The 14,459-nt window shown below is 73.8% G+C and carries 11 protein-coding genes and 1 pseudogene; 10 read left to right on the forward strand and 2 right to left on the reverse strand.

What is annotated here, in order from left to right:
- Positions 1-360, reverse strand: a complete 360-nt coding sequence (locus tag ABZX67_RS21450) for a hypothetical protein (protein WP_355362477.1) — start codon at positions 358-360, stop codon at positions 1-3.
- Between the two features lie 549 nt (positions 361-909).
- Here ABZX67_RS21450 and ABZX67_RS21455 point away from each other — a divergent pair.
- From ABZX67_RS21455 to ABZX67_RS21490, 8 genes are all read left to right on the forward strand, one after another.
- A complete protein-coding gene (locus ABZX67_RS21455) occupies positions 910-1,998 on the forward strand; it encodes an ATP-binding cassette domain-containing protein (RefSeq protein WP_355362479.1) in 1,089 nt (362 codons plus the stop codon).
- Positions 1,995-2,666, forward strand: coding sequence for a methionine ABC transporter permease (locus ABZX67_RS21460; protein WP_355362481.1), 672 nt, complete (start codon positions 1,995-1,997; stop codon positions 2,664-2,666). The genes ABZX67_RS21455 and ABZX67_RS21460 overlap by 4 nt, the downstream gene beginning before the upstream one ends.
- Positions 2,667-2,733: 67 nt before the next feature.
- On the forward strand, positions 2,734-3,594 hold the full coding sequence (locus ABZX67_RS21465; RefSeq protein ID WP_355362483.1) for a MetQ/NlpA family ABC transporter substrate-binding protein: 861 nt from the start codon (positions 2,734-2,736) through the stop codon (positions 3,592-3,594).
- A gap of 171 nt (positions 3,595-3,765) precedes the next feature.
- Positions 3,766-4,413 carry a GNAT family N-acetyltransferase gene (locus ABZX67_RS21470; protein ID WP_355362485.1) on the forward strand — a complete coding sequence of 216 codons (648 nt, stop codon included), beginning with the start codon at positions 3,766-3,768 and terminating at the stop codon, positions 4,411-4,413.
- A 66-nt stretch (positions 4,414-4,479) separates the two neighbouring features.
- Positions 4,480-5,688: a precorrin-6y C5,15-methyltransferase (decarboxylating) subunit CbiE gene (cbiE, locus tag ABZX67_RS21475; RefSeq protein WP_355362487.1), complete on the forward strand. Its 1,209-nt coding sequence runs from the start codon at positions 4,480-4,482 to the stop codon at positions 5,686-5,688.
- A 313-nt stretch (positions 5,689-6,001) separates the two neighbouring features.
- Positions 6,002-9,283, forward strand: coding sequence for a nicotinate-nucleotide--dimethylbenzimidazole phosphoribosyltransferase (gene cobT, locus ABZX67_RS21480; protein WP_355362489.1), 3,282 nt, complete (start codon positions 6,002-6,004; stop codon positions 9,281-9,283).
- Positions 9,284-9,722: 439 nt separating this feature from the next.
- Complete coding sequence (gene cobA, locus ABZX67_RS21485; protein WP_355362491.1) at positions 9,723-10,964, forward strand: uroporphyrinogen-III C-methyltransferase; 1,242 nt, start codon at positions 9,723-9,725, stop codon at positions 10,962-10,964.
- A 33-nt stretch (positions 10,965-10,997) separates the two neighbouring features.
- Positions 10,998-11,816, forward strand: coding sequence for an RNA methyltransferase (locus ABZX67_RS21490; protein WP_355362493.1), 819 nt, complete (start codon positions 10,998-11,000; stop codon positions 11,814-11,816).
- A gap of 31 nt (positions 11,817-11,847) precedes the next feature.
- Here ABZX67_RS21490 and ABZX67_RS21495 read toward each other — a convergent pair whose 3' ends face one another.
- The gene (locus ABZX67_RS21495) at positions 11,848-13,080 is read right to left on the reverse strand and encodes a serine/threonine-protein kinase (protein WP_355362495.1); all 1,233 of its coding nucleotides are present in this window, start codon (positions 13,078-13,080) and stop codon (positions 11,848-11,850) included.
- Positions 13,081-13,580: 500 nt separating this feature from the next.
- On the opposite strand from ABZX67_RS21495, the gene ABZX67_RS21500 reads away from it, so the two are divergent.
- Together ABZX67_RS21500 and ABZX67_RS21505 are read left to right on the forward strand one after the other, a co-directional pair.
- Positions 13,581-13,787 carry a hypothetical protein gene (locus ABZX67_RS21500; protein ID WP_355362497.1) on the forward strand — a complete coding sequence of 69 codons (207 nt, stop codon included), beginning with the start codon at positions 13,581-13,583 and terminating at the stop codon, positions 13,785-13,787.
- 148 nt (positions 13,788-13,935) lie between these two features.
- Positions 13,936-14,388, forward strand: a pseudogene (locus tag ABZX67_RS21505) (aminoglycoside phosphotransferase family protein); the annotation flags it as partial.
- Positions 14,389-14,459: the final 71 nt, after the last annotated feature.

Genomic DNA, 14,459 nt, shown 5'->3' on the forward strand with positions numbered 1-14,459 from the left:
TCAGGCCCCCCAGATGTCGAAGAGGCGCACTTCCAGCACGGCCAGCACCACCGCGCCCGCCGCGACGGTCGCCGACCCCCAGCGGGTGCGCTCCGCCAGCGACATGAAGCCGGCCGCCGGTACCGCGCAGAAGGCGCCCAGCAGGTACGCCACGAAGATGGCCGTGCCCTCGTCGGCCTTCTCGCCGCGCGCCAGCTGCACGATGCCGAAGACCAGCTGAGCCAGCGCCAGGACCGTCACCACCGCCATGCCGATGAAGTGCCAGTCCTTCGTGGGCTGGTCCCGGTAGGCGGCGAAGCCGCACCAGGCGGCGAGGGCGAGCGCGGCCACGGAGACCGCGACCGTCAGGGCGTCGAGCATGCGCCGAGACTAATACGGGCCAAAAAGCCCGGTGCGACCGGCCCCGGCGGCGGCGCCCGGCTCGGTCCGCCGCTCCGGCAGCCGTGGTCTTGACCACAACATGCCACCGGGCGGAGGCCGCCACCGAAGCCGCCGCAGCGGTCGTCACACGGCATCCGCGCAGGTCACCGGGGCGCTGCCGCCGCGCGGCGAGCGGAACGCCGCCGTCCGGATGGCGCGACGCGACAGTCCGCTATACGGACAACCGTCCGAAGCCCGCAGGGGTCTCTGCTTTACTGGCACGCATGACCACGACGAGCAGCCGCACCCTTGCGACCGAGGCGATGATGACGCCCGGTGCTCGTTGTATGTGTCGAATGTGCGCCTTCTGAGGGCCCCCGCGTGAGCCTCGCGCCCCGAAGCGAGACCGACAGCCGAGCCGGCCGCCGCGTCCGTACGCAAGCGGAACCCACACCGCGACCGCCGGACCACGCCGCCCGCCCCGCGCACGTGCCACCCCCGGCCACCCGCCGAACCAGCCGTGCCACGCGTCCGATTGACGAATGCCCCGTGCCCGGCGGACACCGCGCCGCGCACTCGACAGTGACGGAAACCCCTGTGATCACCACCTCGGGCCTGACCAAGGTCTACGAGACGAGAGGCCGCCAGGTCACCGCTCTGGACGGCGTCGACCTCCACGTCCGCGAAGGCGAGGTCTTCGGCGTCATCGGACAGAGCGGCGCCGGCAAGTCCTCGCTCATCCGCTGCGTCAACCTCCTGGAGCGCCCCACCTCCGGCACCGTGACGGTCGACGGCACCGACCTCACCGCGCTGGCCGGCCGGGGCCGCCGCGCCGGCAAGGAACTGCGCCGCGCGCGCAGCCGCATCGGCATGGTCTTCCAGCACTTCAACCTGCTGTCCTCGCGCACCGTCCAGGACAACATCGAGCTGCCCCTGGAGATCCTCGGCGTCTCCGCCGCCAGGCGCTCGGCCCGCGCGCTCGAACTCCTCGACCTCGTCGGCCTCGCCGACAAGGCCAAGGCGTACCCCGGCCAGCTCTCCGGCGGCCAGAAGCAGCGCGTCGGCATCGCCCGCGCGCTCGCCGGCAACCCGAAGGTGCTGCTCTCCGACGAGGCGACCAGCGCACTGGACCCGGAGACCACCCGCTCCATCCTCCAGCTGCTGCGCGACCTCAACCGGCAGCTCGGCCTGACCGTCCTGCTCATCACGCACGAGATGGACGTCGTCAAGCAGATCTGCGACTCCGCCGCCCTGATGAGGAAGGGCCGGATCGTCGAGTCCGGCACGGTCGCCGAGCTCCTCGCCACCCCCGGCTCCGAGCTCGCCCACGAGCTGTTCCCGGTCACCGGCACCGCCACCGGCCCGGACCGCACGGTCCTCGACGTCACCTTCCACGGCGAGGCGGCCACCCAGCCGGTGATCTCCCAGCTGTCGCGTACGTACAACGTCGACATCTCGATCCTCGGCGCCGCCATGGACACCGTCGGCGGCAAGCAGATCGGGCGCATGCGCATCGAGCTGCCCGGCCGTTACGAGGAGAACGTCGTGCCCGTCGGCTTCCTGCGCGAGCAGGGCCTCCAGGTCGAGGTCGTCGACGCCACCGAAGAGCCGCTGCTGGTCAAGGAGATCGCGAAGTGACCTGGGAAGAGATGCGGCCCCTGCTGGAGCAGGGCACCGTCGACACGCTCTACATGGTGCTGTGGTCCACCGTCGTCACCGTCATCGGCGGTCTGCCGCTCGGTGTCCTCCTCGTCCTCACCGACAAGGGCGGCCTGCTGCAGAACCGTCCGGTGAACAAGGTCATCGGCGCGATCGTGAACGTCGGCCGCTCGCTGCCGTTCATCATCCTGCTCGTCGCGCTGATCCCCTTCACCACCTTCGTGGTCGGCACCTTCATCGGCCCGAGCGCGATGATCGTGCCGCTCTCCATCGGCGCCATCCCCTTCTTCGCGCGCCTGGTCGAGACGGCGATCCGCGAGGTTGACCACGGACTGGTCGAAGCCGTCCAGTCCATGGGCGGCTCCATCCCGACGATCGTGCGGAAGGTGCTGCTCCCGCAGGCCCTGCCGTCCCTGATCGCCGCCCTCACCACCACGGTCATCACGCTGATCAGCTACTCGGCGCTGGCCGGCGCGGTCGGCGGCGAGGGGCTCGGCTCCAAGGTCATCACCTACGGCTACCAGCGCTTCGAGACCGAGTTCATGCTCATCACCGTGGTGCTGCTGATCGTCATCGTCACCGTCGTCCAGCTCATCGGCGACCTCGCCGTACGGCTCCTCGCCCGCCGGGGGCGTACCGCTTCCTGACTTTCCCCCACACAGCCCGCACTCCTTGTCCGGGCGTTGTCCGCACCACCAGAAAGAGGCACTTTTCGTGCGTAAGAACATCAAGCTCACGTCCGCGTTCGCCGGCATCACCGCCCTCGCCCTCGGCCTCACCGCCTGCGGCACGGCCTCCGACCCGGGCGCGAAGTCCGACTCCGGCAAGGCCGACCCGTCGAAGGCGCTCGTCGTCGCAGCGTCCCCGACGCCGCACGCCGACATCCTCACCTTCGTCAAGGACAACCTGGCCGAGAAGGCCGGCCTGAAGCTGGAGGTGAAGGAATTCACCGACTACGTCCTGCCGAACACCGCCACCGAGCAGGGCCAGGTCGACGCGAACTACTTCCAGCACAAGCCGTACCTCGACGACTTCAACAAGAAGAACGGCACGCACATCGTCCCGGTGGTCAACGTCCACCTGGAGCCGCTCGGCTTCTACTCCAAGAAGGTCAAGGACCTGAAGGAGCTGAAGGCCGGCCAGACCATCGCCGTCCCCAACGACACCACCAACGAGGGCCGCGCGCTCAAGCTGCTCGCGGACCACGGTGTCATCACCCTCAAGGACGGCGTCGGCGCCGACGCCAAGCTCTCCGACATCAAGGACAAGAAGGGCCTGGAGTTCAAGGAGCTGGAGGCCGCCACCGTGCCCCGCGCCCTGAACGACGTCGACGCCGCCGTCATCAACGGCAACTACGCCATCGAGGCCAAGCTCAACCCCGCCAAGGACGCCCTGGCGCTGGAGAAGGCCGACGGCAACCCGTACGCCAACTTCCTCGCCGTCAAGAAGGGCAACGAGAACGACGCCCGCGTGCAGAAGCTCGTCAAGCTGCTGAACTCGCCCGAGGTGAAGAAGTACATCGAGGACACCTACAGCAACGGCGCCGTCATCCCCGCCTTCGGCGCCGCGAAGTAACACCCCTGAACCCCGCAGGCCCCGCGCACCCCGTCCGGTACGCGGGGCCTGCGGCGTCACAACGGTGACGTAACGACGCGGCCGTACCGACCCGCCCATGCGTACCGCGTGCCCCATGCTGCATGCTGTGCGTTCATGGCTTTACGGACGGCTTTACGGACGGTCTTCGGCATGGAGCAGCGCATGACATCCACCTTTCCGGACATCTCCATCAGCACGGAGCGGTTGGTGCTGCGCCCCTACGACGAAGCGGACATTCCCGCCCACACCGAGATGATGAACGACGAGCTGATCGTCGCCTGGACCTCCGTCCCCCACCCCTACACCACCGCCCACTCCGAGGAGTGGGTCAGCAGGATCGCTCCTGCGGAGCGCACCGAAGGCCGCGGCATCGTCCTCGCCGTCACCGAGTTCCTCACCCAGCGGCTCGTCGGCACCGTCCACCTCCGCAACACCAACTGGCACACCCGCGCCACCGAGGCCGCCTACGTCACCGCCCCCTGGGCCCGCGGCGAGGGCTACGCCACCGAATCCCTCCTCGCCGTCGCCCAGTGGCTCTTCCGCGACCGGCACTTCGAGCGCCTCGAACTGCGCACCGCGGCCGGCAACACCGCCTCGCAGCAGGTCGCCCAGAAGATCGGCTGCATCAGCGAGGGCGTGCTGCGCAACGCGTGGATAGCCCGCAGCCGGACGGAGGACGGCGGCTGGACCGACATCCGCACCGACCTGATCGTCTGGAGCCTGCTCCCCGAGGACCTCGAAGGCGCCGCCGACCAGCACGCCGACGCCGGCTACTCCGGCTTCACCGACTGGAACTGACCGCCGCCCCGCGCGGTACCCTCAGGCTGCCCCCACCTGCACCAACACCCCAGGAGACAGACGAAGATGGCCGACCGGGTCACGGTGATCGGCTGGGACGGCTCGCCCCTCACCGCGGCCGCGCGCTCCGCCCTCTCGGCCGCCACCCTGGTGGCCGGAGCCGCCCACCACCTGGCGCTCCCCGAGGTGCCGCCGAACGCCGAGCGCATCCGGCTCGGCAGCCTCGACCTCGCCGCGCGCCGCATCGCCGGCCACCGCGGCACCGCCGTCGTCCTCGCCGACGGCGACCCGGGCTTCTTCGGCGTCGTCCGCACCCTGCGCGCACCCGAGCACGGGCTGGAGGTGGAGGTCGTGCCCGCCGTCTCCTCCGTCGCCGCCGCCTTCGCCCGGGCCGGCATGCCCTGGGACGACGCGCAGGTCGTCGTCGCCCACAGCCGTACGCTGCGACGGGCCGTCAACGTGTGCCGCGCCCACACCAAGGTCGCCGTCCTCACCTCCCCGGGCGCCGGCCCCGCCGAACTCGCCCTGCTCCTCGACGGCGTGCACCGCACCTTCGTCATCTGCGAGGAGCTCGGCACCGAGCGCGAACAGGTCACGGTCCTCACCTCCGACAAGGCCGCCGACCACGCCTGGCGCGACCCCAACGTCGTCATCGTCATCGGCGGCACCACGCCCCCCGCCTCCACCGGGCCCTGGCTGATGGGCCGCGACCCCGGCCCCGTACGCGGCTGGGCGCTGCCGCCCGGCGCGTACGACGGCGAACCCTCCCGCGGCGAGTCCGCGGACCTGCGCGCCGCCCAGCTCGCCCGCCTCGGCCCCCGCCCCGGCGACCTGGTCTGGGACATCGGCTGCGGCTCCGGCGCGCTCGCCGTGGAGGCCGCCCGCTTCGGCGCCGCCGTCATCGCCGTCGACTCCGACCCGGACGCCTGCGCCCGCACCGAGGCCGCCGCGCGCCGCTTCGGCGTCCAGCTCCAGACCGTCGCGGGCCGCGCGCCGCACGTCCTGGAACGGCTGCCCGAGCCCGATGTCGTACGCGTCGGGGGCGGGGGAGTGCCGGTCGTGGCCGCCTGCGCCGACCGCCGCCCCGAGCGGATCGTGGCGCACGCCACCACCAGGGACGAGGCCGAGGCGATCGGCGCCGCCCTGGCGGAGGGCGGATACGCGGTCGAGTGCGCGCTGCTCCAGAGCGTCGAACTCGACACCTCCGCCTGGCGGGAGCGCGACCGCTCCGTGGTGTTCCTGCTGGCAGGGACCAGGTCGGCACCGGCCCCGTGACCATGCCGCTACGGCACGGGAGGTAGGCTGGCCGATTGTTGTACCGCAGCCGGGCGTTCAGTACTTCGTACGCCAATGTCCGGAAAAGGAGCCCCGTTTGGGGTGGCCTCTGTGGTATGGCGCGATCGGGGGGTGCGCGACGTGGCGCAGTCCACAGCCAACGGTGGCGGAACCCGCTGCCATGCCTGGCCGAAGCCCGCGAGAATACGTGGTGTCCCGCGGGCCCTTCGTGCCGCGCGGCGCGCACGCTCGTTCTCTTCGATGAGGGCGGGCGAAGGTCTGAAGGAGCACAACCGATGGGCGAGGGGTACGCATGACTGACACCGGCCAGGTCCCGGGCGAGGGACAGCCGGAGAGCCCGGGCATGGTGGAGCAGCCGGGCATCCCCGCTCCGGACGCGTACACCTTCCTGGACCCTGCCGACACCGCCGCCGAGGACGACGACCTGCTGCTGATGCCGGGCGCCCAGGGCGCGTGGGGCAGCGACCCGCAGGCCGCCGCCGTGGCGCCCCCGCCCCCGCAGATGCCCGCTCAGGCGCAGGCGATGCCGGTGCACGAGACCCCGGTCGCGGAGGCACCCCAGGCGCCGGAGGCGTACGAGGCGTACGAACCGATCGCCCCCGAGCAGCCGCAGCCGCCGCAGCCGCAGGCGGCGTACGAACCGGCCGCCCCGGAGGCGGACGCGCACGTGGCGGGCGGCCGTGACTCGGGGTCGGTCGACCTCGGCGCCGTACGGATGCCGCCGCAGGCTCCCGCGCCCGCGCCCGCGCCCATGCCCGCCCCGGCCCCGGCGCCGGCCCCGGCTGTCCAGGGTCCGCCGTCCGCGCGGCGTCCGCTGCACATGGGGCCGCCGGTGTCGGACGCGCCGTCCGGTGTGGTCCGCTCCCTCGCCGACCGCGGCCCGGCCGCCGCTCCGTCGGCTCCCGCTCCCGCTCCCGCCCCTGCTCCGGCCCCGGAGCCGGTGCCGGTGCAGCACCCGGGCCCGGCGGCGACCGGCCCCGAGTACTTCGAGGCGGCCCACGAGGAGCCGGCGCCCGTCGTGGCCGCGCCGCAGCTCACGGAGATCCCGCCGCAGGGCGCGGAGCCGTGGTCCCCGCAGCCCGTGGAGGCGGTGGAGCCTGTCGAGACCGTTCAGCCGTCGCCCGCGGCACAGGAGCCCCAGCCGGAAGTCCCGGTCCCAGCAGAAACGGTCGTTCCGGAGCCGCCGGTGGAGCCGTCCGCCCCGGAGCCTGCCGCCGAGCCCGCCGCAGAGCCCGCTCCGGAGCCGGTCGCGACCGTACCGGCGCAGCGCGCGGCCGCCCCTGAGCCCGTGGCGCCGGCGGAGGCCCCGGCTCCCGTCGAGGTGGCCCCGCAGGAGCCCGAGGCCCCGCCGGTGGCCGAGGCGCCTGCGGCGCCCGAGGTGCCCGAGGCCCCTGAGGCCCCCGAGGTGCCCGAGGCCCCTGTGGCCCCCGAGGTGCCTGTGGCGCCTGTGGCCCCCGAGGCGATCGAGCAGCCGGTGACCGAGGCCCCTGTGACCGAGGCCCCCGTGGCCCAGGCCCCGGCCGTCGAGGAGCAGCCCGTCGAGGCCCCGGTGGCTGAGGCCCCGGTCATCGAGGAACCGGTCGCTGAGCCTCCGGTCGCCGAGCCTCCGGTCGCCGAGCCTCCGGTCATCGAGGAACCGGTCCAGGAAGCCCCGGAGCAGGTCGAGCAGCCCGAGGCCCCCGCCGCCGAGGCGCCCACGGCCGACACCGCTCAGGAGACCGAAACGGCCCCGGCTACCGGCACGGCCCCGGAGACGGCCCCGGCCACCGACACGGTCCTGGAGACGGCCCCAGCGACCGAAGAAGCGGTCCCGGAGACGGCCCCGGCCACCGAAGCCGCCACCCCGCCCGCCCCCGGCTACGACGACGCCGAGCGCGAGGCGGTCCTGCGCGTGATGCGGGAGCGCCGCGACATCCGCAACGGCTTCCGCAGCGACCCGATCCCGCACGAGGTCCTGCTCCGGGTCCTCGAAGCCGCCCACACGGCCCCGTCCGTCGGCCACTCGCAGCCGTGGGACTTCGTCGTCATCCGCTCCGCCGAGACCCGGCGCACGATGCACGAGCTCGCCCAGCGCCAGCGCGACGCGTACGCGAAGTCGCTGCCCAAGGGCCGGGCCAAGCAGTTCAAGGAACTGAAGATCGAGGCGATCCTCGACACCCCGGTCAACATCGTCGTCACCGCCGACCCGACCCGGGGCGGCCGCCATACGCTGGGCCGCCACACGCAGCCGCAGATGGCGCCGTACTCCTCGGCCCTCGCGGTCGAGAACCTCTGGCTCGCCGCCCGCGCCGAGGGCCTCGGCGTCGGCTGGGTCAGCTTCTTCGACGAGCGCGAGATGGTCCGCGCCCTCGGCCTGCCCGAACACCTGGAAGTCGTCGCGTACCTCTGCGTCGGTTACGTCGACGAGTTCCCGGAGGAGCCGGAGCTGATGCAGGCGGGCTGGTCCAAGCGCCGCCCGCTCTCGTGGGTCGTCCACGAGGAGACGTACGGCCGCCGCGCGCTGCCCGGCGAGGAGCCGCACGACCTCCTCCAGGAGACCGTCGCCAACATCCGCCCGCTGGACGCGAAGGCGCTCGGCGAGGCGTGGGAGCGGCAGAAGCGCATGACGAAGCCCGCCGGGGCGCTCGGCATGCTGGAGATCATCTCCGCCCAGCTCTCCGGCCTGTCCCGGATGTGCCCGCCGCCGATCCCGGAGCCCGCCGCCGTGGCCATCTTCGCGGGTGACCACGGCGTCCACGCCCAGGGGGTCACCGCCTGGCCGCAGGAAGTGACGGCCCAGATGGTCGCCAACTTCCTCGGTGGCGGCGCGGTCTGCAACGCCTTCGCCAACCAGGTGGGTGCGGAGGTCTGCGTCGTCGACGTCGGCGTCGCGGGCGACCTGCCCGCCACGCCGGGCCTGCTGCCCCGCAAGGTGCGCCCCGGCACGGCCGACTTCACCATCGGCCCCGCCCTCAGCCGCGAGGAGGTGCTCGCCGCGATCGAGGTGGGCATCGAGACGGCCCGCGACCTGGTCGCGGCCGGCAACAAGGGCCTGCTCACCGGCGAGATGGGCATCGCGAACACCACCTCGTCCGCCGCGCTGATCTCCGTGTACACGGGGGTCGACCCGGCGGAGGTCACCGGTCGCGGCACGGGCATCAACGATGAGATGCACGCCCGGAAGGTGGACGTCGTCCGCCGGGCCTTGGAGCTGCACCAGCCGGACCCGGCCGACCCCATCGGCGTCCTCGCGGCCGTCGGCGGCCTGGAGCACGCGGCGCTGGCCGGCTTCATCCTCGGCGGGGCGTCGCTGCGTACGCCCGTCATCCTGGACGGCGTCAGCGCGGGCGCCGCGGCGCTCGTGGCCCGCGCCATCGCGCCCGAGGCCCTGGCGGCGTGCATCGCGGGCCACCGCAGCGCGGAGCCGGGCCACGTCGCGGCCCTCAACAAGCTGGGCCTGCGCCCGCTGGTCGACCTGGACCTGCGTCTCGGCGAGGGCACGGGCGCGCTGCTGGCCCTCCCGGTGGTCCAGAGCGCGGCGCGCGCGATGCACGAGGTCGCGACGTTCGACTCGGCGGGCGTCACGGAGAAGTAGGGGACGCCCCCCCACAGCTCGGAGCACGACCTTGGGGCCACCCACTCACGTGAGGGGGACGGGGTCGGAGCGTGGGAGGTGCTCGGGCGTAAAACGACTGAACCCGCGCGAAGCGCGGTGAACGAGAGCCCGAGCACCCCCCACCGAAGACCCCGGCCCCCGCCCGGGCCCACCGGCACAAGCGCCCTGGCCGCAAGCGACCACCGACCGCAAGCGCCCCACCGGCGCAAGCCACCCCCACCCCCACGGGCCCTCCACGGCGAAAGCCCCCGGACCACCCGGCCGGGCCGCACCGTAAGGTGGTCGCAAGCGCCCCACCGCCGCGCGCCTCCCGCGCCACCCCCTGCCCCACCAGCCGCTTCACCGTCGCAGCGGCCTCGCAGACAGCACATCGCAGACCGCACACCGCACCACGCCCCCGCCGAGGAGCCGCACCCTCATGGTCGAGTACGCCGAGCAGCCCGCCTACCCCGTCGGACTTCGCCTCTCCGGGCGCCGGGTCGTCGTCATCGGCGGCGGCCAGGTCGCCCAGCGCCGCCTCCCCGCCCTCATCGCGGCCGGCGCCGACATCACCCTCGTATCGCCGTCCGCGACCCCGTCCGTCGAGGCCATGGCGGAGGCGGGCGAGATCACCTGGGTGAGGCGGCGTTACGAGGACGGCGACCTCGCCGACGCCTGGTACGCGCTGGTCGCGTCCACCGACCCCGAGGCCAACGCCCGCGCCTCCGCCGAGGCGGAGCGCCACCGCGTGTGGTGCGTGCGCTCGGACGACGCCGAGGCGGCCACGGCCTGGACCCCGGCGACGGGCCGCGGCGAGGGCGTCACCGTCGCGGTCCTCACGGGCCACGACCCGCGCCGCTCCGCCGCCGTGCGGGACGCGATCCTCGAGGGCCTGCGGGACGGCTCGATCGGCGCGCCGCACCACCGCGCCCGTACGCCGTTCGTCGCCCTGGTCGGCGGCGGCCCCGGTGACCCGGACCTGATCACGGTCCGCGGCCGCCGCCTGCTCGCGGAGGCGGACGTCGTCATCGCGGACCGCCTGGGCCCGCGTGACCTCCTCGACGAGCTGCCGCCGCACGTCGAGGTGATCGACGCGGCGAAGATCCCGTACGGCCGCTTCATGGCCCAGGAGGCGATCAACAACGCGCTGATCGAGCACGCGAAGGCGGGCAAGTCCGTGGTCCGCCTCAAGGGCGGTGACCCGTTCGTCTTCGGCCGGGGCATGGAGGAGGCGCAGGCGCTCGCGGAGGCGGGCATCGCGTGCACGGTGGTGCCGGGTATCTCCAGCTCGATCAGCGTGCCGGGCGCGGCGGGCATCCCGGTGACGCACCGCGGTGTGGCGCACGAGTTCACGGTGGTCAGCGGCCATGTGGCGCCCGACGACCCCCGCTCGCTCGTGGACTGGGAATCCCTCGCGAAGCTGCGCGGCACCCTGGTGATCCTCATGGGCGTGGACAAGATCGGCGCGATCGCGCGGGCGCTGGTCGCGTACGGCAAGGACCCGCGGACGCCGCTGGCGCTGATCCAGGAGGGTACGACGGCCACGCAGCGGCGCGTGGACGCGACGCTCGCGACGGTGGCGGAGAAGGTCGAGGCGGAGGACGTACGCCCGCCGGCGGTCATCGTCATCGGAGACGTCGTCCACGAGGGCCCGCACAAGCACCTCGCGCCTTCCGCGTAACTTTCCTCCCGACGACGACAAGGCAGCATTCCCGTGGCGGAACTCCTCACCCTCGACGACCCCGACGACCCGCGCCTGCGCGACTACACGGGCCTGACCGACGTCGAGCTGCGCCGCAGGCGCGAACCGGCCGAGGGACTGTTCATCGCCGAGGGCGAGAAGGTCATCCGGCGGGCCGCGGAGGCCGGTTACGCGATGCGGTCGATGCTGCTGTCGGCGAAGTGGGTCGACGTCATGCGGGACGTCATCGAGCGGTCCGAGGCGCCGGTGTACGTGGTGAGCCCGGACCTCGCCGAGCGGGTGACCGGCTACCACGTGCACCGCGGCGCGCTCGCCTCGATGCAGCGCAAGCCGCTGCCGACGGCGGGCGAGCTGCTGTCGGACGCCCGCCGCGTAGCCGTTATGGAGGGCGTGAACGACCACACCAACATCGGCGCGATCTTCCGCAGTGCCGCCGCGCTCGGCATGGACGCGGTCCTGCTGTCGCCGGACTGCGCGGACCCGCTGTACCGCCGCTCGGTGAAGGTCTCGATGGGCGCGGTGTTCTCCGTGCCGTACGCCCGTCTGGAGTCCTGGCCCCAGGGCCTGGAGACGGTACGGGAGGCGGGCTTCCGGCTCCTCGCGCTGACGCCGCACGAGAAGGCGTTGGTGATCGACGAGGTGGCCCCGCACCGCATGGAGCGGGTGGCGCTGATGCTGGGCGCGGAGGGCGAGGGCCTGTCGGCGAAGGCACTGCGGGCGGCCGACGCATGGGTCCGCATCCCGATGGCGCACGGGGTGGACTCGCTGAACGTGGGCGCGGCGGCCGCGGTCGCGTTCTACGCGGTGGCCACCGGCCGCCCCGCGTCCTGACCGCCGGCCCTCAACGCCTGGCCCTGAGCGCCTAGCCCTGAAGGCCCTGCGCGGCCGCGATCCCCAGCAGCACGATCAGCGTCACGACGACGAAGACGACGATCCGCTGGCGCAGCAGCCGCGGGTTCGCGGGCCGGCGCCCGCCGGGCGAGGTCCGCACACCGGGGCGGGACCCCGCGGGTCGGGCCCCGGCGCGGCCGCCGCCGGTACGCGCGCCGCCGGTACGCGCGCCACCACGCGAGGGATGCGGCGCCGGCGTACGCGGCCCGCCGCGCCCCTGCGTCGTACGCGCCCCGCTGTTCCGGCCGGTGTTGCGTTCCGTGTCCCGCCCGGGAGCCCGTTCCCCGTTCCGCTCCGTGTACTGCTCGGTGAGCCGGTCCGTGGGCCGCTCGTCCAGGGCCCGCCCCGCCGACCGCTGGGCGAGCGGCCGCTCCGACAGGCCCTGCGCCTCCCGCGCGGCGATCTCCTTGAGCCGCATGGACAGCTGCAGCGTGCTGGGCCGCTCCTCCGGATCCTTCGCCAGGCAGGCCCGTACGAGCGGGGCGAGCGCGTCCGGTACGCCGCGCAGCTGCGGCTCCTCGTGCACCACCCGGTAGAGCATGACCTCGGAACTGCCGTGCCCGAACGGCGAGTCGGCCATCGCCGCGTACGCCAGGGTCGCGCCCAGCGAGAAGACGTCCGTGGCGGGTGTGACCGCCGCGCCCCGCACCTGCTCGGGCGCGAGGAAGCCGGGGGAGCCGACCGCCGTGCCGACATGCGTGAGGGTGGAGGCGCCGGTCGCCCAGGCGATGCCGAAGTCGATGATCCGGGGACCCTTGGGGGATAGCAGGATGTTCGACGGCTTGAGGTCCCGGTGGACGACCCCGGCCTCGTGGACGGCCACCAGTCCCTCGGAGAGCGCGGCGCCGATGGCGGCGACGTCGGCCGCCGACAGCGGCCCCTCCTCGGCGACCTTGTCGTGGAGGGAGGGGCCGGGTACGTACTGGGTGGCGAACCACGGGCGGTCCGCCTCCAGGTCCGCCGCCACGAGCCGCGCCGTGCATCCGCCGCGGATGCGCCGCGCGGCCGACACCTCGCGGGCGAACCGCGACCTGAACTCCTGGTCCTCGGCGAGATCCGGCCGGATCACCTTCAGGGCCACCCGCTGTCCACGCCGGTCGGAGCCCAGGTACACGACCCCCATGCCGCCGGCGCCCAGCCGCCGGTGCAGCCGGAACGAGCCGACGACACGCGGATCCTCGCGCCGGAGCCGCATCATCGCCATGTCCGTCCCCTACCTACGGTGGGGAGCCCCCACCCCGCAGCCGCGGTTATCCGTTTGACGGGCACAGCTTACGTACCCGCGCCCCGGTGTGCTCATAGGCCGCGCCCTGGCAGCCGGATTGAGGAGGGGTCAGGAAGCCGCCCGGAGACGGCTTCCGGCGGGCGCGCGTCTCACGACCCGCCGTGCGAGCGGGAGTTGGGACGTGACCGGGAAACGTCCCGCGCCGGCGCCGGACGGGGTGATCGACGTCACCCCCGGCCCCCGCCCCCCGAGGGACTCCTACCGCCCCCTCGGGGATGTCCCCCACCGCCGGGCCCGCGTCTCCACCCAGGGGAGTACGCGCCGGGCCCGCGGCTCATCCTCCGGGAGGCCTGGCAATCGGTACGCGGGCATGACGCCCTCGACCCGCCGCGTCCCTAATGTTGAGGTCAAGCGGCGGGTGCGGTACTCGTCCCCCGAGGTCGGACGCCCGCCGCTGCCAGATCGACAGGAGAGGAACCATGGCGGACACGGCACCGCGGACGCTGGTCCGCACGCGGGGACGGAAGGCCTACGCCACGTTCGGCGACCGCCCGTCCGGCAGGCGCCACCCGCTGGTGGCGACGGTGATGGTTCTTCCCCTGGCGGCACTGCTGGTGGTCGCCTTCGGCGGCTGGGACGCGGTGCTCACACAGGCGTCGTCCGTGGGCGTGATGCTGGGGCGCTGAGCGGCGCCCCGGATCCGGGAGAGCGGCCCGGGTCGGGGACATCCGGCCAACAACCCCGTGGGGACGGGGGTGCGGCGGACGGCTATGGGTGGCCGGCAGCTGGGGAGCTGCCGGCCACCAGGTTTTTCCCGGGCCGTAGGGTCGGCGCATGGAGACCGGGAAGGCACTCGTCCAGGAACTCGCCGGGGTCGCGCGGCGCGCCGCGCATCCACGCGGGCCGGCGCGCGCGGGGTGCCCCGCGTGCGGCCGGGTCGCGCCCGCCGTGCTGGCCGACCGGGCGGACGGGACCGTCGTACGGCACGGGCACGCCGTCGCCAAGGCGCACGCGCCCGGCACCGACGAGGCCGCGCACCGCACGCGCCTGGCGGTCGCCGCGCATCCGCGGCTGTCCGGCATCCTGCTGCCGCCCCTGCCGGTGACCGCCGCCGAGGTGCGGGGCCGCCCCGTGACGGCCTGGCCGTACGGCACGCCCGTCGACCCCGCCGACCCGGACGCCGCTCCCTGGGAGGAGGCGGCGACGCTGCTGGCCCGCCTCCACGCCGTACCGCCCGCCGAGCTCCCCGGCCCGCTGCCGCCCATGCGCGGCCCGGCCAAGGCGGCCGCCGACTCCGTACCGTAAGCGCCCTTTCCGGCGCCGCGCACGCGGATATCAGCGTCCGCGTTCCCAGGTGT

It is taken from the genome of Streptomyces sp. NPDC003036 (assembly GCF_040611175.1).
GTDB lineage: Bacteria > Actinomycetota > Actinomycetes > Streptomycetales > Streptomycetaceae > Streptomyces.

What these genes read in the sequence shown, in the direction of transcription:
- ABZX67_RS21450 (WP_355362477.1), bottom strand. Translation starts at nt 360, where the DNA reads ATGCTCGACGCCCTGACGGTCGCGGTCTCCGTGGCCGCGCTCGCCCTC.
- ABZX67_RS21470 (WP_355362485.1), top strand. Translation starts at nt 3,766, where the DNA reads ATGGAGCAGCGCATGACATCCACCTTTCCGGACATCTCCATCAGCACG.
- cbiE (WP_355362487.1), top strand. Translation starts at nt 4,480, where the DNA reads ATGGCCGACCGGGTCACGGTGATCGGCTGGGACGGCTCGCCCCTCACC.
- cobT (WP_355362489.1), top strand. Translation starts at nt 6,002, where the DNA reads ATGACTGACACCGGCCAGGTCCCGGGCGAGGGACAGCCGGAGAGCCCG.
- cobA (WP_355362491.1), top strand. Translation starts at nt 9,723, where the DNA reads ATGGTCGAGTACGCCGAGCAGCCCGCCTACCCCGTCGGACTTCGCCTC.
- ABZX67_RS21495 (WP_355362495.1), bottom strand. Translation starts at nt 13,080, where the DNA reads ATGGCGATGATGCGGCTCCGGCGCGAGGATCCGCGTGTCGTCGGCTCG.
- ABZX67_RS21500 (WP_355362497.1), top strand. Translation starts at nt 13,581, where the DNA reads ATGGCGGACACGGCACCGCGGACGCTGGTCCGCACGCGGGGACGGAAG.